Here is a 22,626-nt window from a genome sequence, read left to right on the forward strand (position 1 = left end):
ACCCCGCTTCTCTACGTTGTTGGCTCCTTCATTAAAGATCGAGAGAATCAACAATGAATCTGGTCAAAAAATTGTCTGCTGTTGCCGTACTTGTGGTTGCCTGCTCCCAGGCCAGTGCCATGAATATCCTGGACTTTCCCCAACCTGAAAATAACCCTGACGAATTCTATGCGCTGACCGAAATTCCGGCAGGCAGCATGATCAAATATGAAACTGATGCGAAAACCGGCTTTATTGTCGCCGATCGTTTCCAGTCCATGCCGGTGGCCTACCCCGCAAACTATGGCTCCCTGACCCAGTCTCTGGGTGGGGATAACGATCCGCTGGATGTAATTTTTTACACCCGTGCGCCAATGGCACCGGGTACGCTGATCAAACTGCGTCCGATTGGCGTACTGAAGATGATCGATGGCGGGGAATCAGATGACAAGATCGTGGCCGTTCCGGCCAGTAAAATCGATCCAACTTATGATGATATTCACTCGATGGACGATCTGCCAAAAATGGAAGTGAAACGCCTGGAAGCGTTCTTCCGCGTTTATAAGCAGTTGCCGGATGGGCGTAAGAAGGTCGAACTGAATGGTTTTGGCGATGCGGCAGCGGCTAAGACGGAGATCAAATCCGCCTTCGAGGCATGGAAATCTAAGCCTGCCAAAGCAGAGTAAACTTCATGCCCTGACCGGAGAGGCTCCCTCTCTTTCATAGCGGTCACTCTCGGGCGGCGATCATGCCGCCCGAATCAGCCTGTTCTGAATGAAACAGCCTCTGGCAACCTGTCAGGCGATATTCAGGTATTTATGCGTCTGCATCGACAATCGCCAGTTATAACGGATACAGGTTTCAATACAGAGTTTGGTGGCATCATCTTTCTGGCTGATTGGCTGCAACGCGATGATCCGGGCCTTGTCATCGCTCAGCGTTGCCAGCAGAGCCTGCAAAGCTTCAACATCCCGCTGACGGGCTACCGGGTGCTTCACTTCATCTGCCCGCACCAGCGCCTGGTTCAGCACATCATATCCCCCACGCATATTCACTTTCGGTGAAACGGTTACCCAGGTTTTTTCGCTGCAATGGACTTCGTGCGTGCCGCTGGTTTCAATCTGGCAACTGAATCCGTGCTGCTCCAGCGTTTCTGTCAGCGGTGTCAGATCATGGATGCAGGGTTCTCCGCCGGTGATCACCACATGGCGTGCAGTCCAGCCGTGGCTGGCAATCACCGCCAGCAATGCCTGCGCATCCGCTGCCCCCCAGGCATCCGTCTCTATGGTTTTCAGCAGGATATCACCCAGCGAGGTTTCCCGATCGGCCAGCTTATCCCAGGTGTGTTTGGTATCACACCAGCTGCAGCCCACCGGGCATCCCTGCAGGCGGATAAAAATTGCCGGAACGCCGGTATAAAAACCTTCGCCCTGCAACGTCTGGAACATTTCATTAATCGGGTACTGCATTACCATCTCGACTCTCTGTGAATTTAAGGGCGCAGAGTATGGCAGATTGGCTCTGCATAGCCAAATCGCTTTGTGCTAATGGCAAACAACTTTGTGCTTTAAAAACTCTGCAAACATTTAAGAGCGTATTGATCAAATTGACATTCATTCATTACGAAATTAACCTTTCGCTTAATTAGGAATAATCGGAATATTAAATTTGATTTCTTACATGGATTTTCACAGATGGATTACAAAGGGACAAATCAAATAATGAAAAAGACAACATTCATACTCAATATAACTTTATTCACTTCACTTATGTCACAGTGTGCTTACACAGCGCCCATCTCGCCTGGGACTTCATCAATCCCCACTAAAGAAAATTTTTCCTTTGCCGTTTTCGCAGACCCTCAGGCATTTCGTTTAAAAAAAGGGGGCGATCCCAATAGCAAAAGCCAAAATGGCGCTGAATGGCACAGGATTAACAAAAATTTAGTTTCTGCGGCGAATAAAGTACCTGACATTTCCTTTGGTATTATCAACGGAGACATAACGGAGTTTGGGCGAACTTCCTCATGGGATGCTGTGTCTGGCATCTTTGATAAGCTCAGGTTTCCTTATTATTTCGGGCTGGGGAATCACGATTATCAAAATAATAAAAATGACTGCTGGACAGCTTACTGGTTCTCCATGGACGGATGTGCCATCGACTCGGTGCAGAAACTTATAAAACATCAGGCTGCAATAGAACTTTCCTCCCGACTGAATCAGTCTGCTTTTGGATCGGTCATAAAAAAACAGCAGGGGATCACAAATTTCTCCAGTGATATGACCGCTGATAAAGGCAGTCTGGCCTACTCCTGGGATTATAAACATGTCCACTTTGTGCAGTTAAATCTCCACCCTGACTATTCAGTTAAGCTGAACTCTTCGTTGCAAAAGCCGAAATATGACATTATCCCCTCGCTAACCTGGCTGGGTGACGATCTCCGGAAGGCCAGATTCAGAGGAGTGAGTAATGTCATTCTTAATATGCATGAGGAGGGTGACGATTTCCGCAGAAACTCAAGTGACTATGCCCGCAGGCAGTTTCAGGCAATTATGTTGACCTATAAGCCTCTGGCCGTTTTTGTTGGCCACACGCACATGTTTGATCGTGACGCCCACAGTAACCACCCTTTTTACGGTAACACGCCTGTTTACACTACAGGAGCCGCTTTTGACGGAAAATTCCATCAGGTTAACTTTAACGAAGTATCCCGGACGTTAACTATCAGGGAGATGGATGGCATAACAGGGACGCCCGTAGAGCTGAAGACTTATACCGAGAAAGTGCCCACCCCCACGCCGGTTTGTAAAATGACAGGCATATTCGGTTACAAAGGAGATATCTATATGAGTCCCTTTATGCCGGCAAAAGCGGAGTGGAATCTTAACCAGGTATTAAGGTCCGGAAACAATGTTGATGCCAGCAAGTCAGGAAGTGGTTATATGCGCCCCTGGAATGCGGGCAACCCTTACCAGATGTGGGCTTTTGAGAGGATGTACGGAAATGAGATGCCGGAATACAACGCCTGGTACCTGATCCGTCAAAGAGCGACAGGACGGGTGCTGGACAGTAATGCCAGTGGGGCTGTCTACACCAAGCCCGCCACCGCAAATAACTATTATCAGCAATGGCGTCCGATCAAAACTGAGCGGGGAGAAATGATGCTGGTTAATCGCGCAACTAATCGCGTCCTTGATGGCAATGGCAATCGTCTGTACACCACTCCAGGGTATGAAATGTTCAACCAGTATAAAGCCTGGAAAGTCAGCCAGGGCTGGACACGGAAATCGCCCGAAAACGTCCGCTTTTTTAAAGCGAAGCAGGCCGACTCCTGGAGAAAAGCTTACCCATCCGGCGCAAACAGCAATATTTACTGGCAATATTTGGGTGAACACAATCTTCTCTCACCTTCTCCGTGCATCGGTTGGTAAAGAATAACTGTCCGTTAATGGTCCCCGGTTGGGGGCCATGCTGTCTTCTCCGTTCTCTCCCCCTCTTTTCACGTCTCACCTTCTTCGTTCACAAGGTTAACTAAATCGCTTTATGCAGGCATCTCTGTGAAAAAATTGTCGGTCAGCCCGCAAACAGACAAGGTGAAGATTGCTAGCAATCTATAATTGGTTATGATTCGCTTCAGTCACAGGAACAAGGAAACCGCAGTGCACTCTCATCAAAGTCGCAGACACTTTCTTTCCCACAGCGCCAGAATGACTGCCGGTGGCGCTCTTCTTGCCTCTGGCATGGCTGGAGCCGCTACGACCGCCCCTGCTTCAAGTAAACTCTCCTGCGAGGAGGATTCAGTGACGAAGTCCATCACGGCGACCCACTATCAGTTACGCAACGTTCGTCTGGAGGAAGGCTTTGAGCAGCAAGGCGGCATCGTGGTCGGTACAAAAACTATGCTGTACGACCTGGAAATCAACAAGGGTAAAATTACCGCCATACAGCCAGCGAAAAATCGTTCCCCCAGCCCACTTCAGGCCTTTGATGCTAACGGACTGCTGCTGCTGCCTGCCACCCGCGATATGCATATCCATCTGGATAAAACCTTTTACGGCGGCCCGTGGGAAGCGCCCCGCCCCCGTAAAGGCAAAACCATTATGGATATGATTGCCCGCGAGCAAACCATTATTCCCCGTCTGCTGCCGCACTCTGTTCAACATGCGGAAGCGATCATCGCGCTGCTGCAGGCCAAAGGCACCACCGTTGCCCGCAGCCACTGCAATATCGATCCGGTCAGCGGCCTGAAAAGCCTGGAGCATCTGCAAACCGCCCTGCAGAAACACCAGCAGGATTTCAGTTGCGAGATTGTCGCCTTCCCACAGCACGGCCTGCTGCACTCAAAAGTTGAGGGTCTGATGCGAGAAGCGATGCAGATGGGCGTGCAGTATGTCGGCGGCCTGGACCCGACCAACGTCGACGGTGCGATGGAGAAATCGCTTGATACGATGTTTCAGATTGCGCTGGACAGCCATAAGGGCGTGGATATTCATCTGCACGAAACCACCCCGGCTGGTATCGCTGCCGTGAAATATATGATCAAAACCGTAGAGCAGAATCCACAGCTGGTTGGCAAAGTGACCCTGAGCCACGGCTTTGCACTCTCGGTAATGGAAGGGAATGAGCTGGAAGAGGTGATCAACGGTCTGGCAGCGCAGCAATTTACGGTGGCCTCTACCGTACCGATTGGCAAACGCTCAATGCCTTTGCCGCAGTTGAGTGATAAAGGCGTTTTCGTAATGACCGGGACCGACAGCGTTATCGATCACTGGTCGCCTTTTGGTACCGGAAGCATGCTGGAGAAAGCCAATCTTTATGCTCAGCTTTATGGCAATTCCGACGAGTTTGGCCTGACCCGTTCGCTGGCGATTGCTACAGGCAATATTCTGCCATTAAGTGCTAAGGGGGAGCGCCAGTGGCCTGCCGTGAATGATGCCGCAGAGATGATTCTGGTTGCGGCAAGCTGTTCAGCCGAAGCGGTAGCGCGCGTTCCGGAGGTGAGTGCCACCTTCCATCAGGGCAGGCTGGTAGCGGGTGGGGTCAGAAAAATATAAGCGCGCATCCCACCTGCAGGCTTGTGCTGCCTGCATAAAAAAACCGGGCCTGTATGACACAGGCCCGGCTCTTATTCAGCTGAAAATCCTCAGCCCGCAGGGGCGGGGAAGTCAGATCATTACTGACCTTTAACTTCTTTCAGACCGTTGAATGGCGCACGGCTTCCCAGCGCTTCTTCGATACGGATCAGCTGGTTGTACTTGGCAACACGGTCAGAACGGCTCATAGAACCGGTTTTGATCTGGCCCGCTGCAGTACCTACCGCCAGGTCTGCGATAGTAGCATCTTCGGTTTCACCTGAACGGTGAGAGATCACTGCGGTATAACCAGCATCTTTCGCCATTTTGATCGCAGCCAGGGTTTCGGTCAGAGAACCGATCTGGTTGAATTTGATCAGGATGGAGTTAGCGATGCCTTTGTCGATACCTTCTTTCAGGATTTTGGTGTTGGTTACGAACAGATCGTCACCCACCAGCTGGATTTTGTCGCCCAGCACTTTGGTCTGGTAAGCAAAGCCATCCCAGTCAGATTCGTCCAGACCGTCTTCGATAGAGACGATTGGGTATTCTTTGGTCAGGTCTTCCAGGAAGTGAGTGAACTCTTCAGAGGTAAAGGCTTTGTTGCCTTCGCCAGCCAGCACATATTTGCCGTCTTTGTAGAATTCAGAAGCTGCACAGTCCATCGCCAGGGTGATGTCTTTGCCCAGCTCGTAGCCTGCTGCTTTTACCGCTTCAGCGATAACAGCCAGTGCTTCTGCGTTGGAACCCAGGTTAGGCGCATAGCCACCTTCGTCACCGACTGCAGTACCCATACCTTTGGATTTCAGCACTTTTGCCAGGGTGTGGAACACTTCAGAACCCATACGGATGGCTTCTTTCAGGGTTTTAGCGCCCACAGGCTGGATCATGAATTCCTGGATGTCGACGTTGTTGTCGGCGTGCTCACCACCGTTGATGATGTTCATCATAGGCAGTGGCATAGAGAATTTGCCAGGGGTGCCGTTCAGCTCAGCGATGTGCTCATACAGAGGCATGCCTTTTGAAGCAGCAGCAGCTTTAGCAGCAGCCAGAGAGACGGCCAGGATGGCGTTTGCGCCAAACTTGGATTTGTTCTCGGTGCCATCAAGATCGATCATGACCTTGTCGATGTTTGCCTGGTCTTTCGCATCTTTACCAGTTACCGCGTCAGCGATAGGGCCGTTAACCGCAGCCACTGCTTTGGTCACGCCTTTACCCAGGAAACGAGCTTTGTCACCGTCACGCAGTTCCAGCGCTTCGCGGGAACCGGTAGAAGCGCCTGATGGTGCAGCAGCCATACCGACGAAACCGCCTTCCAGGTGCACTTCAGCTTCAACGGTCGGGTTTCCGCGTGAGTCGATGATTTCGCGACCGATGACTTTAACGATTTTGGACATTAGTTTTTCCTCAGTACAAGTTAACTTAAACTCAGACAAACAACGCCCGATAAGTTCGGGCGTGGTTATGAAAATACTTAGTTTGCCAAACGCTTCTGGTAGTCGCTGGCGGCTTTTACAAAGCCAGCAAACAGCGGGTGACCGTCACGAGGGGTTGAGGTGAATTCCGGATGGAACTGACACGCAACAAACCATGGGTGGTTAGGGATCTCAATGATCTCCACCAGCTGGTCATCCCCGGAGCGGCCTGCCACACGTAATCCAGCCGCTTCAATCTGCTTCAACAGCATATTGTTGACTTCATAGCGATGGCGATGACGCTCAACAATGGTCTCTGAGCCATACAGCTGATGAACCAGGCTGTCGGTGGTCAGCTGGCACTGCTGGCTGCCCAGACGCATGGTGCCGCCCAGATCGCTCTGCTCGGTGCGCTGTTCAACATTGCCTTCTTCATCACGCCATTCGGTGATCAACGCCACAACCGGATACTTACAGTCTGGCACAAATTCCGTGGAGTTTGCGTCTTCCATACCGGCTACGTTACGGGCGAATTCCATCAGCGCAACCTGCATACCCAGGCAGATACCCAGATAAGGCACTTTGTTCTCACGCGCGTAACGGGCGGTCATCAGCTTGCCTTCCACACCACGGTAACCGAAGCCGCCAGGGATAAGAATAGCATCCAAATCTTTCAGCAATTCGACGCCGCGTGTTTCCACATCCTGCGAGTCGATCAGCTTGATATTGACCGTCACACGGTTTTTCAGGCCGCCGTGTTTCAATGCTTCAATCACTGACTTATAGGCATCCGGCAGTTCAACATACTTGCCCACCATACCAATGGTGATTTCGCCGCCAGGATTGGCTTCTTCGTAGATGACCTGTTCCCATTCGGCCAGGTTCGCTTCCGGAGCATTGAGGTTGAAACGCTTGCAGATAAAATCATCCAGACCCTGAGATTTCAACATGCCAGGAATCTTATAAATGGAATCAACGTCTTTCAGCGAGATAACGGCTTTTTCTGGCACGTTACAGAACAGGGCAATTTTCGCCCGCTCGTTGGCCGGAACCGCGCGATCGGAACGGCAAATCAGCACATCAGGCTGAATACCGATGGAAAGCAGTTCTTTAACGGAGTGCTGAGTAGGTTTGGTTTTCACTTCACCCGCTGCAGCCATGTACGGCACCAGCGTCAGGTGCATATACAGGGTATGCTCGCGACCAACCTGAACCGCCATCTGGCGTATAGCTTCGAGGAACGGCAGGGATTCGATATCACCCACAGTTCCGCCGATTTCAACCAGCACAACATCGTGGCCTTCGCCGCCTTCGATGATGCGCTCTTTGATGGCGTTGGTAATGTGCGGAATAACCTGGATGGTGGCACCCAGATAGTCGCCACGGCGCTCTTTGCGCAGGACTTCTGAGTAGATACGACCCGTGGTGAAGTTGTTACGACGGCTCATCTTGGTACGGATGAAACGTTCGTAATGACCCAAATCCAGATCGGTTTCAGCGCCGTCATCGGTGACGTACACTTCGCCGTGCTGAGTAGGACTCATGGTACCCGGATCCACGTTGATGTACGGGTCCAGTTTCATGATGGTCACATTAAGACCACGTGCTTCGAGAATGGCGGCCAGGGAGGCTGCGGCAATGCCTTTACCCAGAGAGGATACGACCCCGCCGGTCACAAAAATATAGTTCGTTGTCATGCTGAACCTGAGAAAGTAGGTTTAAAGACGATGGAATAACCAGGACGGGAAAACAGTCTACCCGAATCCCTGCAGTGCCACAATTAAACGTTTCTGGTTATCTCTCTGCCATCGTGTTGACCGCCAAAATCTTACCCGATCTGACGGCGATGGAGGTTGACGTGTGTCACACTTTTGTTGAATCGAGTCAGCTATTCCTTTGCCTTGATTTGTTGCCAGGCGGCTTCCATCTGATCGAGGGTGGCGTCCTGCATTTCCAACCCTTGGCTGGCAATAATCTGCTCAACCTGGCGGAAGCGACGTTCGAATTTGTCGTTGGCTTTTTGCAGGGCCACTTCGGCTTTGCTGCCGAGATGGCGTGAAAGGTTCACGGTGGCAAACAGCAGATCGCCAATTTCCTCTTCCAGCTTCTGTTGATCAATCACAGCCTGCTTTGCTTCGTGCATGACCTCATCAATCTCTTCATACACTTTGTCCAGCACCGGCCCCAGCGTGTGCCAGTCAAACCCCACGCTGCTGCAACGCTTCTGAATCTTGTGTGAGCGCATCAGCGCTGGCATCGCACGCGGGATATCATCAAGCGCGGAGTGCTGAGCTTTTTCAGCCCGCTCGCTGGTTTTAATCTGCTCCCAGTTTGCCAGCACTTCCTTGCTGCCGCTGACTTTTACGTCATCAAAAATGTGGGGATGACGACGCTCCAGCTTGTCACTGATGGCGTTACAGACATCGTCAAAATTAAAGCGCCCTTCCTCGTCAGCCATCTGCGCGTAGAACACCACCTGAAACAGCAAATCACCCAGTTCACCCCGGAGATCGTCAAAATCTTCCCGGCTGATGGCATCCAGTACTTCATAGGTTTCTTCGAGGGTGTAAGGCGCAATAGTGGCGTAAGTCTGCTCGCGATCCCACGGGCATCCGTTCTGGGGATCGCGCAGGGTTTTCATGATGGTTATCAGACGCTGAACTGCGGACATAGTTGAATCCTGAAATTTGCAAATAGGGGCTTTTATATAAGAACTGCACAATAAATTTGAGAAATAATAGATATCGGTACTCATGCAGAATTGTTTTAAAGGCCGCTCTCGCGGCCTTTAAGTGAACTAGTGTAAACGTCTGGCATCGATGATGTCCGGCACCTGATTCAGCCTCGCTATCACCCTGCCCAGCACCTGCTGATTGTAGATCTCAATATCCATATCAATGGTGGCCAACTGCTTTTTGGTGTCGCTCCGGCTGGAGACGCCAAGCACGTTGACTTTTTCGTTGGCCAGAATGGTGGTGATGTCGCGCAGCAAACCGCTGCGATCGTTGGCCGTCACCCGCACCACCAGCGAATAGCCGCTGGAATAACTCTCGCCCCAGACCGCATCCACAATACGTTCCGGCGCATGTGACATCAGCTCGGTAAGCTGATCGCAGTCCGCACGGTGGATGGAAATACCGCGTCCCTGGGTGATAAATCCAACGATTTCGTCGCCCGGTATCGGCTGGCAGCAGCGGGCGATATGGTGCATCAGATTGCCTACGCCCTCGACCACCACGCGGCCACTCTCTTTGCTGCGGGGTGCGGCAGACTTCTGCGTCAGCTGGCGTAATGCCTCTCGATCTTCTTCTTCTGCACTCGGCTTGTTAAGCTTCGACTGCAGGAAGTTGCTCATCTGATTCAGACGAATGTCCCCGCCGCCAATAGACGCCAGCAACTCTTCCAGCGTATTGACGTTGTAGCGCGGCAGCAGCAATTTCTCCGCTTCCCTGAGGCTGATATCCAGATGATCCAGCTCACTGTCGAGGATCTGACGCCCGGCAACGATATTTTTGTCGCGATCCTGCTTGCGGAACCAGGCGTTGATTTTCGAGCGACCCCGGCTGGTATTCACGTAGCCCAGATTCGGGTTCAGCCAGTCGCGGCTTGGGTTTGGCTGCTTCTGGGTAATGATGTCGATCTGGTCGCCCATTTGCAGCTGATAGGTAAAGGGCACAATACGGCCACCAATTTTGGCGCCGATGCAGCGGTGTCCGATATCACTGTGAATGTGATAGGCAAAATCCAGCGGCGTGGAACCGGCTGGCAGGTCAACCACATCGCCTTTTGGCGTAAAGACATAAACCCGGTCATCGAACACCTGGCTACGCACTTCATCCAGCATGTCGCCGGAATCCGCCATCTCTTCCTGCCAGGCAATCAGCTTACGCAGCCAGGCAATCCGCTCTTCATGGCCTGAAGCACCCCGCGCGCTGCCTGTGGGTCCGCCCTCTTTGTATTTCCAGTGCGCGGCTACGCCCAGTTCGGCATCTTCATGCATCTGGCGGGTACGGATTTGAATCTCTACGGTTTTCCCTTTTGGCCCCAGCACCACCGTGTGGATCGACTGATAACCATTGGGTTTGGGGTTGGCGACGTAGTCATCGAATTCGCTGGGCAGATGGCGATAAAGCGTATGCACAATGCCCAGGGCACCGTAGCAATCCTGCAGACGCTCGGCAACGATACGCACGGCACGCACGTCAAACAGCTCATCAAAGGTCAGTGCCTTCTTCTGCATTTTGCGCCAGATGCTGTAGATATGCTTGGGACGGCCATACACCTCGGCCTTAACGCCCTCTTTGACAATTTCGGTGCGCAGCGATTGCACAAAGGTATCGATGTACTGTTCACGATCGATACGCCGCTCATGCAGCAATTTTGCAATATGTTTGTATTCATCAGGGTGCAGATAGCGGAAGCAGAAATCTTCCAGCTCCCACTTGAGCTGACCAATCCCCAGGCGGTTGGCCAGCGGAGCATAGATATTGGTACACTCTTTGGCCGCCAGAACGCGCTCATCTTCCGGCGCGTCTTTCACTTCACGCAGGTGAGCAATACGCTCGGCCAGCTTGATCACCACACAGCGGAAATCTTCCACCATTGCCAGCAGCATACGGCGAACGTTATCGACCTGTTCGGAGGCCATAGAGTCATTGTGCGTGGCTTTCAGCTGGCGTATGGCATCCATATCGCGCACGCCATGAACCAGCGAGACGATGGCTTTGCCATATTGCTCTTCCAGAACCGCTTCGGAGACCACGTTGGCATTAGCCAGCGGGAAAAGCAGGGCGGCACGCAGACTTTCGCTGTCCATGCTGAGCATTGAGAGGATTTCGACCATCTCCACCCCTCGCCACAGCAAAAGCGCGGCGTCAGGGTGGTCCCTGGTCGCTTCCTCACAGTAGCGCCAGGTCGCGGCCAGACGTTCACATGACTGCTGGTTTGAGATCCCCAAACTGGTGATCCATTGGTCGAGAGCAAACTCGCCAGCCGTATTCAAATGTGCACTTCTTACCGCAACCATATCCTCTCCTGGCTCGGCTCCCTTCAGGAAGCCCGTTTTCGGCTAAATAACACCCTGGATCCCACGAGCCTGAAATGCGAAACACATCAGGCAGCATTACCCTTTCCAATTGGTAGCCGGATGTCAGACGTTTCTGACTGTCCTGGGCAAGTGTAGTCGGGTTACAGGAAAGATAGACCACGCGTTTTGGTGCAAGTTTACCAGCCTGAGCCATTACTCCTGCGGCCCCGGCGCGGGCCGAATCCAGTAACACCTTGTTAAACCCTTATGCAGCAAAGTCTGCCACGCAACGCCTTGCGCAAAGCCGTGTCGGAAAAACGCTGCGTTATTAAGATTATTCAGAGCGGCATTATACGCATCCTTTAACGTTAATGCGTTATTGCCTCCGCACCTGTTACATTTTTCTACGCATTTTCTTAATAAAAGTGTGAAGCTTTACAGGCTGAAAAACAGATTCGGCGATTAAAATATAATTTCAACTGATGCTTATGCGAAAAGCGTTCCAGTTTTTTCTCTTCTCAGAAATTAAAAGGCAAGTAGCATAATATCAGCAGCCAGCCTTGAAGGGTCAGGATCTGCTTATCCTGCCCCAACTGACAACTGCCTGTTTTATAAACAGTAACGAATGCTGATCGGGGGCAACGCATTAAGTTCGGGCTTCAATACAGGGCAAGGGAGCGATAAAAGCCGGGTCGTCATGCGCCGTTTTGCAGGGTAGAATTGCGCCGTAATCCGGAACTCCCCAAAAGTAGTCAGGGTGTCAGCAACCCGTCAATCTGCGTGGTCTGCATCAGCACCCGCATTATTTCGACCCGCGCCACAGAGCGATTCGTTACAGGAAGATTATGACCAAATACAGCCTGCGGGCGCGTATGATGATTTTGATTCTGGCTCCCACGCTGATGATTGGACTGATGCTGAGCACCTTTTTTATCGTGCACCGCTATAACGAACTGCAACGCCAGCTGGTGGATGCCGGCGCCAATATCATTGAACCTCTGGCCGTCTCCAGTGAATATGGCATGACTTTCCACAGCAAAGAGTCGGTTCGCCAGCTGGTCAGTCTCCTGCACCGCCGCCACTCTGATATTGTGCGCTCCATCTCTATTTTTGATGCGCAGAACCAGCTTTTCGTCACCTCGAACTATCATATCAACGCCGAAAAACTGCAGATGCCGACGGGCCAGAAACTGCCTGTCTCCTTCACCTATCAACGCGAAGGCAATTCGGTGATCCTGCGCACGCCGATTGTTTCCGAAAGCTATTATCCGGATGAGTCGCCGGGGGAAGATGCCAAACCCAATGGCAATCCGCTGGGCTATGTGGCGATAGAATTAGATCTGCAATCCGTCCGGTTGCAGCAGTATAAAGAAGTCTTTATTTCCACTCTGCTGCTGCTGTTCTGTCTCTGTCTGGCGATGGTATTTGCTTACCGCCTGATGCGTGATGTGACCGGCCCCATCCGGGATATGGTCAGCACGGTTGACCGCATCCGGCGAGGCCAGCTCGACAGCCGGGTCACCGGCCATATGCTGGGCGAGCTGGACATGCTCAAAAACGGCATCAACTCGATGGCGATGTCGTTAACGGCCTACCACGAAGAGATGCAGCAGAATATCGATCAGGCGACTTCCGACCTGCGCGAAACTCTTGAGCAGATGGAGATCCAGAACGTAGAGCTGGATTTAGCCAAAAAACGCGCGCAGGAAGCCGCCAGGATTAAATCCGAATTCCTTGCCAATATGTCCCACGAGCTGCGCACGCCGCTGAACGGGGTCATTGGCTTTACCCGTCAGACGCTGAAGACCTCACTGAATATTACTCAACGCGACTACCTGCATACCATCGAACGGTCGGCCAACAATCTGTTAAGCATCATCAACGACGTACTGGACTTCTCCAAGCTGGAAGCGGGCAAGCTGGTGCTGGAAAACATTCCCTTCCCGCTTCGTGCCACGCTGGATGAAGTGGCCGTGTTGCTGGCCCAGTCCGCACATGAAAAAGGGCTTGAACTGACGCTCTGTATCCAGCCGGACGTGCCGGATAATGCGATTGGCGATCCGCTACGTATTCAGCAAATCATCATTAACCTGCTGGGCAATGCGATCAAATTTACCGAACGCGGCAATATTGATGTGCGTATTGAGATGCGTTCGCTGAGTACCAATCGCGTCAATCTGGAGGTGCAGATCCACGACACCGGCATTGGTATCTCCGGCAAGCAGCAGTCACAGCTTTTTCAGGCTTTCCGTCAGGCGGATGCCAGCATCTCCCGCCGTCACGGTGGCACCGGTTTGGGGCTGGTCATCACCCAGAAACTGGTCAATGAAATGGGGGGAGAAATATCCCTTCACAGCCGCCTGAACGAAGGTTCAACTTTCTGGTTCAACGTCAATCTGTCCCTGAACCCCAATGCGGCCAGCTATCCACTGGCGGCAGAGTGCCTCACGGGCAAACGCCTGGCTTATGTGGAGGCAAACAGCGGTGCGGCGAAAGCCACGCTGGAGATGCTGGGCGCGACGCAGATGGATGTCAGCTACAGCACCACGCTGGATGGATTACCAGAACAGCATTATGACGCGCTGCTGATGGGCCTGCCGGTCACCAAAGCCACCGACCAGGAGATATCTTCCGAACTGCTGCTGCCAGCGCTTAAGCGGGCAGACAGCCTGATTATGGCGCTCCCCTGCCAGATGCAGATTTATGCGGAAGAGTTGAAGTCACGCGGTGTCAGTGCCTGCCTGATCAAACCGGTCAGCCTCACCCGCCTGTTACCGGTGCTGATTGAAAACCACACGCGTGAGACAGATTATCGCCCGGCTCATCACCGGCTGCCCCTGACGGTGATGGCCGTGGATGATAATCCGGCGAATCTCAAACTGATTGGTGCCCTGCTGGAAGAGCAGGTGGACAGTATTGTTCTGTGCGACAGCGGTCAGGCGGCAATTCAGCAGGCAAAGGCCCGTGAGCTGGATATTATTCTGATGGATATCCAGATGCCGGATATCGACGGCATCCGCGCCAGCGAGATTATCCGTACCTACCCGCAGCATAACGCCACCCCGATAGTAGCGGTAACGGCTCATGCGCTGGATGGCGAGCGGGAGCACCTGATCAAAGCGGGAATGACCGACTATCTCGCCAAGCCAATTGACGAGACCCGCCTGCGTCATCTGCTGGCGCGCTACACGCCGGGCTTGCAGGCGGTAGCGGCAAAACTACAGGATGTCCCGGCCTCGCTGGACTGGCAACTGGCGCTGCGTCAGGCGGCGAACAAGCCAGACCTGGCGCGGGACCTGCTGCAGATGCTGGTCGACTTCCTGCCGGAAGTGCATACGCTGGTGGAGAGCCACATCGCTTCCGGTAATACCCTGGCGCTGCGCGATATTATTCACAAACTGCACGGCAGCGCCAGTTACAGCGGCGTGCCAAGGCTGAAGCAGCTTTGCCAGCAACTGGAGCAGGGGCTGCGCAGTGAGAACAGCATTGCTGCCGTCGAGCCGGAGCTGTTTGAGCTGCTGGACGAGATGGAAAACGTCGCGAAACTGGCAAAAATCAGGCTGGAGTTATAACGGACACCGGCTGTTGATGGATGAGAATCCGGCGATGTGGAAGATGGCAGGTTATCCGGCAACGTGGCTGACTGCCGTTAATCCGCTAAGGATGCTGACGAATAATGCGGATGTTTTTGGCTGGCCAGAGATCCTGAGCGGTCACAAACCGGGCGCTTCGCCGCCGGGAGAGCGGCGAAGAACAGGCCAGCCTTCAGGAAGAGTGGAGAGATTGCCCCATCGCCAGGGTTGCAGCAATATTGCGCGCGCTGAGGCGAACATTTTCTGCGGCGTTATCCAGCGCCTCTTCCAGCGTGCAGATGGTATAAAGCACGCTGAACACCGCATCCAGACCGTGCTGATGCACCACCCCCACATCCTTTGTCAGGCTGCCAGCAATGCCAATAACCGGTTTGTTGTAGCGCTTAGCCACTTTAGCCACGCCAATCGGCACTTTGCCGTGAATGGTCTGACTGTCAATCCGGCCTTCGCCGGTAATAACCAGCGTCGCATCTTTGACCAGTTCGTCCAGCCCCAGCGCCTCCGTGACAATCTCAATCCCCCGACGCAGTTCAGCCTGGCAAAAAGCATGTAAAGCCACGCCCATACCGCCAGCCGCTCCGCCACCGGCGATCGAAAGCACATCAATATCCAGATCGCGACGGATCACTTCAGCATAGTGGGCCAGCGCATTATCAAGTTGCTTAACCAGCTCAGCAGTAGCCCCTTTTTGCGGCCCGAATACCGCAGAAGCCCCCTCCTCGCCCAGCAGTGGATTGGTCACATCACAGGCCACTTCAAAGCGACAGTGTTTAATACGCGGATCGAACTGGCTCATATCAATGCTGGCCAATTCTGGCAATTGTCCACCGCCATAGCCAATCTGCCTGCCTTCTTTATTCAGCAGTTGAGCGCCCAGCGCCTGAACCATCCCTGAGCCGCCATCGTTGGTGGCGCTGCCGCCAATACCGATGATGAAATGCTCCACACCTTTATCCAGGGCATTACGGATCAGTTCTCCGGTGCCGTAAGAGGTGGTGATCAAAGGATCGCGCTGTGCAGCAGGCACCAGTTCCAGTCCGCTGGCTGCCGCCATTTCGATATAGGCACAGCTTTCATCGCCTGACAGGCCATAAAAGGCGTTAACGGTGTCGCCCAGCGGGCCGGTGACATCAAGCCTGACAATTTTGCCATCGGTAGCCGCCACCATCGCTTCAACAGTTCCCTCTCCGCCATCTGCCACCGGCAGCTTGACGTAGTGCGCGTCGGGAAAAATCTCGCGAAATCCCAGCTCGATCTGTGTGGCGACCTGCTGAGCCGACAGGCTCTCTTTATATGAATCCGGTGCGATTACTATTTTCATACGGTATCCCGGCGCGTTGATCTGGCCTCAACCAAATGTGCAGATGCCGGCCTGCGGACAAGCCGGAACACAAAGCTATTTGCGGATTTCCACCTGCGCTAACTTCTCATAATAGCAAGCCAGCGCGCTGTGGTCGGCCGTGCCCAGCCCATCGGCTCGCAGTGCCTGCATCATCTCCATCACCGCCGCCGTTAGTGGCAACTGCGCACCCACACCGTGTGAGGTGTCCAGCGCGTTAGCTAAATCTTTGATATGCAGATCGATGCGGAAGCCCGGTTTGAAATTACGATCCATCACCATTGGCGCTTTGGCATCCAGCACCGTGCTGCCCGCCAGCCCGCCACGGATAGCCTGATAAACCAGGTCGGGATTGACGCCGGCTTTGGTTGCCAGGGTCAGCGCTTCTGACATCGCGGCAATGTTCAGCGCCACAATGACCTGATTCGCCAGCTTGGTCACGTTACCGGCACCGATGTCACCGGTATGGACCACCGATCCGGCCATCGCTTTCATGATGTCGAAACACTTATCAAACAACTCTTTATCACCGCCCACCATCACCGACAGCGTGCCTTCGATAGCTTTAGGCTCCCCGCCGCTGACCGGGGCATCCAGCAGGGCGATATCTTTCTTCGCCAGCTCATCATGAATTTCGCGGCTGGCCAGGGGGGCGATGGAACTCATATCAATCACGATGGTGCCAGGCTTCGCGCCCTGAATCACGCTGTTCTCACCCAGCAATGCCTCTTTTACCTGGGGGGAGTTAGGCAGCATGGTGATGATCACATCACTCTGCTCCGCCACCTCTTTTGCACTGCCCGCAACCGTGGCACCCACGCTGACCAGCTCGGCTTCGTTTTCCTGATTGTGATCGCGCACAATCAGGGTGTAACCCGCTTTAACCAGATTTTTGCTCATGGGTTTGCCCATGATGCCCAGACCAATAAAGCCAATTTTCATTTTAAATTCTCCAGTTCAGGTGGGTTATTTTTGAAGCGGTCGCACAGTGCCTGAGTGGCACCCCGGAAAACGCCCAGATCGCTGCCGACGGCAACAAATCCGGCACCCCACTCCAGATAGCGACGGGCATCGGCTTCCACCGGAGCCAGAATACCGCTGGGTTTTCCTGCGGCTTTTGCCCGCTCGAACAGGTATTTGATCACTTTGAGCACTTCCGGATGGGCGGGCTGGCCGAGATAGCCCAGGGCCGCAGACAAATCGCCTGGCCCGACAAATATCCCGTCCACACCATCAACAGCGGCTATGGCATCAATATTGTCGACGCCCTGCTGCGTTTCGATCTGCACCAACACCGTGATGTTGTCGTTAACGGTGTTGTTGTAGTCAGGGACCGTGCCGTACATGTTGCTGCGATGTGAAACGGACACCCCGCGGATGCCCGCAGGAGGATAACGGGTTGAAGCCACCGCGCGGATCGCTTCTGCTTCGGTCTCTACGAAAGGCACCAGGAAATTCGAGAAGCCAATGTCCAGCAGGCGCTTGATGATCACCGGCTCATTGGTGGGTGGACGAACGACCGGCGCGCTGACGCTGCCTTTCAGTGCCATCAGCTGCGGCACAAAAGTGGTGATGTCATTAGGGGCGTGCTCGCCGTCCAGCACCAGCCAGTCAAAGCCTGCCAGTCCCAGGACTTCGGTGGTCAGCGGGTTAGCCAGGGCGCACCAGCTGCCAATCAACGTTTCTCCGGCCAGCAGGCGCTGACGAAAGCTGTTGGGGTTATTCAGATAGCTCATCATAAACTCCTGTGAAGTAGAATCAGCGCACCAGGCAGGGGCGTTTGTTATCAAAAGTCCAGTTCGGGATCAGGAACTGCATGGCCTGCGCATCATCGCGCGCGCCCAGTCCGTGCTTAAGATAGAGCTCGTGGGCCCGCATCACTTTGTCCATATCCAGCTCCACACCCAGTCCCGGCGTCTGCGGAACCTGTACCATGCCACCTTTGATTTGCAGCGGTTCACGGCTCAGCCCCTGATTGCCTTCCTGCCAGATCCAGTGGGTATCAATGGCGGTGATTTTGCCAGGCGCAGCGGCGGCCACATGGGTGAACATCGCCAGCGAAATATCGAAATGGTTATTGGAGTGTGAACCCCAGGTGAGGCCAAAGTCATGGCACATCTGCGCCACGCGGACAGAGCCCTGCATGGTCCAGAAGTGCGGGTCGGCCAGCGGGATATCGACCGATTGCAAAGACAAAGTATGGCCCATCTGTCGCCAGTCAGTGGCAATCATATTGGTCGCGGTAGGCAGGCCGGTCGCCCGGCGGAATTCGGCCATCACTTCACGGCCAGAATATCCCTGCTCTGCACCACAGGGATCCTCAGCGTAAGCGAGCACGCCTTTCAGCTGTTTGCCCAGCCCGATGGCTTCGTTCAGCGACCAGGCACCGTTAGGATCCAGGGTAATTCGGGCTTCCGGGAAACGTTTATGCAGGGCAGTGACCGCTTCGGCTTCTTCACTGCCCGCCAGCACGCCGCCTTTGAGTTTGAAGTCGTTAAAACCATATTTTTCGTAAGCAGCTTCAGCCAGGCGGACTACCGCATCAGGTGTTAACGCCTCTTCATGGCGCAGGCGATACCAGTCGCAGCTTTCATCCGGCTGGCTCTGATAGGGCAAATCCGTCTTGCGACGGTCGCCAACGTAAAACAGGTAGCCCAGCATCTCGACCCGATCGCGCTGTTGGCCATCGCCCAGCAGCGATGCCACGTTCACACCCAGATGCTGGCCCAGCAGATCCAGCAGCGCCGCTTCAATGCCGGTGACGACATGAATAGTGGTGCGTAAATCAAAGGTCTGGTTTCCCCGGCCAGTTGCGTCGCGGTCAGCAAATGTCTGGCGAACCAGGCTCAGCAGGTTTTTATACTCGCCCAGCCCATGGCCGGTAATCAGCGAAGCCGCCTCTTCCAGCGTCTTGCGAATTTTTTCGCCGCCGGGAATTTCACCGACGCCGGTATGCCCGGAATTGTCTTTGATGATGACAATGTTGCGGGTGAAAAACGGCGCATGGGCACCGCTGAGATTAAGCAACATGCTGTCGTGACCAGCCACAGGGATAACCTGCATTTCCGTCACTACGGGGGTGCCTGTAATCGAAGTCATACGTCTTCCTTCTACCGGATTAGGGTTCAGCGTCCAAAGGCCGGGCGTTTACGATCGAAAGTCCAGCCGGGGACCAGGTATTGCATTGAAGCGGCGTCATTACGGGAGCCACCCGGCAGCGATTTATAGAGCGCGTGGGCTTTTTCAATCTGTGCCCAGTCCAGCTCGACACCCAGGCCTGGCGCATCCGGCACGGCAATTTTGCCGTTACGGATTTGCAGCGGATTTTTGGTCAGACGCTGATCGCCTTCCTGCCAGATCCAGTGCGTATCAATCGCGGTGGGTTTACCCGGTGCCGCTGCGCCAACGTGGGTGAACATCGCCAGAGAAATATCGAAGTGATTGTTGGAGTGACAGCCCCAGGTCAGCCCCCAGTCGTCACAGAGTTGCGCCACACGAACAGCGCCACTGAGGGTCCAGAAATGCGGGTCTGCCAGCGGGATATCGACAGCATTAAGCATCACTGCATGATTCATCTCGCGCCAGTTAGTGGCGATCATATTGGTCGCCACGGGCAGGCCAGTCGCGCGCCGGAATTCGGCCATCACTTCGCGGCCTGAATAGCCCTGCTCTGCGCCACAGGGGTCTTCGGCATAGGTCAGAATGCCCTGCATGTCTTTGCACAGTGCGATGGCTTCATCCAGCAACCAGGCCCCGTTGGGATCGACGGTTATCCTGGCGTCAGGGAATCGCTTCTTCATCTCCCTGATGGCCTCAATCTCCTGCTCGCCGGGCAGAACGCCGCCTTTGAGCTTGAAGTCTTTGAAGCCATATTTATCCTGGGCGGCTTCCGCCAGGCGAACCACGGCAGCACTGTCCATCGCTTTCTGATGGCGCAGGTGATACCAGTCGTGCCCGGCCTTCTCACCCGTCAGGTAAGGAAGATCGGTTTTTTCACGGTCGCCGATATAAAACAGGTAGCCCAGCACGGTGACTTCATCGCGCTGTTTACCCGGCCCCAGCAGTTCCGCTACCGGCACATTCAGACACTGGCCGAGCAGATCCAGCAGCGCGGCTTCCAGTGCGGCCACTGCATTAACCCGCAGCTCAAACGTCCAGGCCCCTTTACCAAAAGTATCGAAGTCGGCGGACTGATTCCCCTGGTGCACTTCCTGCACCAGGCGGTTCATCCTCGCCACTTCCCGACCTTTAACCTGAGGGATGGCATCCATCAGCGTCTGATAAATGGTCTCGCCGCCCGGCGCTTCCCCCACGCCGGTATGCCCGGCGCTGTCGGTCAGCACAACAATGTTCCGGGTGAAGTAGGCACCATGTGCGCCGCCAATATTCAGCAACATGCTGTCATGGCCTGCCACAGGGATAACTTTCATATCAGTAATGACCGGACTGCTTTGCGTCGTCATATCTCGTCCTTACAGATGTTTCAGTTCAATGCGTTTGATATCTTTAACCAGCACCAGGTAGCTGAGCACGGCTACAAAGGCATGGATACCGACATAAATCAGCGCGCCGTTATAGGAGCCCGTGGAGGCGATGATGTAGCCGATGGCGATAGGCGTTACGATGCCGGAGATGTTGCCGAACATATTGAACAGTCCCCCGCTCAGCCCACTGATCTCTTTCGGTGCGGTATCGGCCATGACTGCCCAGCCCAGCGCACCCACGCCTTTGCCGAAGAACGCCAGCGCCATAAAGAACACCACCACCCATTCGGTTTCGGTGTAATTACAGAACACCATAGAGATGGAGAGCAGCATACCCAGTACGATCGGGGTTTTACGGGCGATATTCAGTGAGCCGGTTTTACGCATCAGCCAGTCAGAGATAATCCCGCCCAGCACGCCGCCGAGGAAGCCGCAGATCGCCGGAACAGAGGCGATGATGCCCGCCTTGAGAATGGACATCCCCCTGGCCTGAACCAGATAAACCGGGAACCAGGTAATAAAGAAGTAGGTTAAAGCGTTGATGCAGTACTGCCCCAGATAGATCCCCAGCATCATTCGTGACGTGACTAACTGTTTGATCTGGAATTTTTTCTCAGCCCAGCTGACTTTTCGCTCTGATTTCTTCTGATCCATGTTGATCAGCGCGCCGCCCTGTTCCATGTATTCCAGTTCAGCTTTGTTCACGCCCGGATGATCGTTGGGATCGTGGATCACTTTCAGCCAGATAAAGCTGATGATGATCCCCAGCCCGCCCATAAACCAGAACACGTGAGCCCAGCCCACTTCCGATACCAGCCAGCCCATAATTGGCGCGAAGATAACCGTGGCGAAATACTGTGCGGAGTTAAAGATAGCCACCGCAGTACCACGCTCCTGCGCGGGGAACCAGGCGGCGACAATGCGACTGTTACCCGGGAAAGAGGGCGCTTCTGCCAGCCCGACCATAAAGCGCAGCATAAACAGCGTGACGATAACGGCTGCGCCGCTGAACACATCCACAAAACCCTGCAGCAGCGTAAACAGCGACCAGAGGAAAATACTCCAGAAGTAGACACGTTTGGATCCGAAGCGGTCCAACAGCCAGCCGCCGGGAATTTGGCCAATCACATAGGCCCAGGAGAACGCGGAGAAGATATAGCCCAACCCTACCGCATCCAGGCCAATATCTTTGGACATTGCAGAACCGGCAATCGCTATGGTGGCGCGGTCCCCGTAGTTGAAAGAGGTGACGATAAATAACATCACCACTATCCAGTAGCGAGCTTTAGTTCTTTTTTGCACGTCGCTCACAGTACTGCTGATTGAATTCATGATGCACTCCTGAAATATTGCGGTCAGGCAAACTCACTCTGAAATGCATACACATCGCGTTGGGTATCAGAATGACGTTAAGTTAAACACAGCGATTATTTTGCAGAAGACTTAACAGGCAGCGTGGAAACATTATCGTTCTGTTCGGTAAAAATTATAGGAACAGCGCGGGCAGAACACATCGGTCATCAGCCCTGGAAAATAACTTAATAACACGCATTCTTATGGCGTATGCACAACCGCCTGCGCTCTGGCTCACGGAACATCACCGTTCTGCGGAGGCCATCACAGTCCGGTGCGTTACCCCTTGCCTTTGTGAGCGTTCTCACTGATATCTGTACGTATGCCTTAAAACAAGCGGCTTAACGGCGCACTATGTCAGACAT

General features: G+C 53.8%; 15 protein-coding genes. 4 read left to right on the forward strand and 11 right to left on the reverse strand.

The annotated features are described in order from the left end of the window. Positions 1-53: 53 nt before the first annotated feature. Positions 54-665, forward strand: coding sequence for an inorganic diphosphatase (locus VRC33_RS17930; RefSeq protein ID WP_338557757.1), 612 nt, complete (start codon positions 54-56; stop codon positions 663-665). A gap of 111 nt (positions 666-776) precedes the next feature. Here VRC33_RS17930 and queE read toward each other — a convergent pair whose 3' ends face one another. Next, positions 777-1,448, reverse strand: coding sequence for a 7-carboxy-7-deazaguanine synthase QueE (queE, locus tag VRC33_RS17935; RefSeq protein WP_338564342.1), 672 nt, complete (start codon positions 1,446-1,448; stop codon positions 777-779). 252 nt (positions 1,449-1,700) lie between these two features. Between queE and VRC33_RS17940 the strand changes: the two genes are divergently transcribed. Together VRC33_RS17940 and VRC33_RS17945 are read left to right on the forward strand one after the other, a co-directional pair. Beyond that, complete coding sequence (locus VRC33_RS17940) at positions 1,701-3,410, forward strand: metallophosphoesterase (RefSeq protein ID WP_338557759.1); 1,710 nt, start codon at positions 1,701-1,703, stop codon at positions 3,408-3,410. Positions 3,411-3,602: 192 nt separating this feature from the next. Beyond that, positions 3,603-5,033 carry an amidohydrolase family protein gene (locus VRC33_RS17945; RefSeq protein WP_338557764.1) on the forward strand — a complete coding sequence of 477 codons (1,431 nt, stop codon included), beginning with the start codon at positions 3,603-3,605 and terminating at the stop codon, positions 5,031-5,033. Between the two features lie 119 nt (positions 5,034-5,152). On the opposite strand, the gene eno is transcribed toward VRC33_RS17945, so the two are convergent. The 4 genes from eno to relA all read right to left on the reverse strand — a co-directional run bounded on the left by eno (position 5,153) and on the right by relA (position 11,492). Beyond that, on the reverse strand, positions 5,153-6,448 hold the full coding sequence (eno, locus tag VRC33_RS17950) for a phosphopyruvate hydratase (RefSeq protein ID WP_338557768.1): 1,296 nt from the start codon (positions 6,446-6,448) through the stop codon (positions 5,153-5,155). A gap of 77 nt (positions 6,449-6,525) precedes the next feature. Then, a complete protein-coding gene (gene pyrG / locus VRC33_RS17955; protein ID WP_338557772.1) occupies positions 6,526-8,163 on the reverse strand; it encodes a CTP synthase (glutamine hydrolyzing) in 1,638 nt (545 codons plus the stop codon). Positions 8,164-8,354: 191 nt separating this feature from the next. Next, entirely contained in the window at positions 8,355-9,137 is a 783-nt protein-coding gene (gene mazG / locus VRC33_RS17960) for a nucleoside triphosphate pyrophosphohydrolase (RefSeq protein WP_338557775.1), read from the reverse strand. 126 nt (positions 9,138-9,263) lie between these two features. After that, positions 9,264-11,492, reverse strand: coding sequence for a GTP diphosphokinase (gene relA, locus VRC33_RS17965; protein WP_338557779.1), 2,229 nt, complete (start codon positions 11,490-11,492; stop codon positions 9,264-9,266). Positions 11,493-12,337: 845 nt separating this feature from the next. On the opposite strand from relA, the gene barA reads away from it, so the two are divergent. Continuing rightward, entirely contained in the window at positions 12,338-15,064 is a 2,727-nt protein-coding gene (barA, locus tag VRC33_RS17970; RefSeq protein WP_338557781.1) for a two-component sensor histidine kinase BarA, read from the forward strand. Between the two features lie 193 nt (positions 15,065-15,257). Here barA and VRC33_RS17975 read toward each other — a convergent pair whose 3' ends face one another. From VRC33_RS17975 to VRC33_RS18000, 6 genes are all read right to left on the reverse strand, one after another. Beyond that, on the reverse strand, positions 15,258-16,406 hold the full coding sequence (locus tag VRC33_RS17975; protein ID WP_338557784.1) for a glycerate kinase: 1,149 nt from the start codon (positions 16,404-16,406) through the stop codon (positions 15,258-15,260). A gap of 75 nt (positions 16,407-16,481) precedes the next feature. Continuing rightward, positions 16,482-17,366 (reverse strand): 2-hydroxy-3-oxopropionate reductase, encoded by an 885-nt coding sequence (gene garR / locus VRC33_RS17980; protein ID WP_338557786.1) that lies wholly within the window; start codon positions 17,364-17,366, stop codon positions 16,482-16,484. Then, positions 17,363-18,160 (reverse strand): 2-dehydro-3-deoxyglucarate aldolase, encoded by a 798-nt coding sequence (garL, locus tag VRC33_RS17985; RefSeq protein ID WP_338564343.1) that lies wholly within the window; start codon positions 18,158-18,160, stop codon positions 17,363-17,365. The genes garR and garL overlap by 4 nt, the downstream gene beginning before the upstream one ends. A 22-nt stretch (positions 18,161-18,182) precedes the next feature. Further along, a complete protein-coding gene (gene gudD / locus VRC33_RS17990; RefSeq protein ID WP_338557790.1) occupies positions 18,183-19,523 on the reverse strand; it encodes a glucarate dehydratase in 1,341 nt (446 codons plus the stop codon). 26 nt (positions 19,524-19,549) lie between these two features. After that, entirely contained in the window at positions 19,550-20,887 is a 1,338-nt protein-coding gene (locus VRC33_RS17995; RefSeq protein ID WP_338557794.1) for an enolase C-terminal domain-like protein, read from the reverse strand. Positions 20,888-20,896: 9 nt separating this feature from the next. Then, complete coding sequence (locus VRC33_RS18000; RefSeq protein WP_338557798.1) at positions 20,897-22,240, reverse strand: MFS transporter; 1,344 nt, start codon at positions 22,238-22,240, stop codon at positions 20,897-20,899. Positions 22,241-22,626: the final 386 nt, after the last annotated feature.

The sequence above is a fragment of the Erwinia sp. E_sp_B01_1 genome (assembly GCF_036865545.1).
In the GTDB taxonomy this organism is placed as follows: domain Bacteria; phylum Pseudomonadota; class Gammaproteobacteria; order Enterobacterales; family Enterobacteriaceae; genus Erwinia.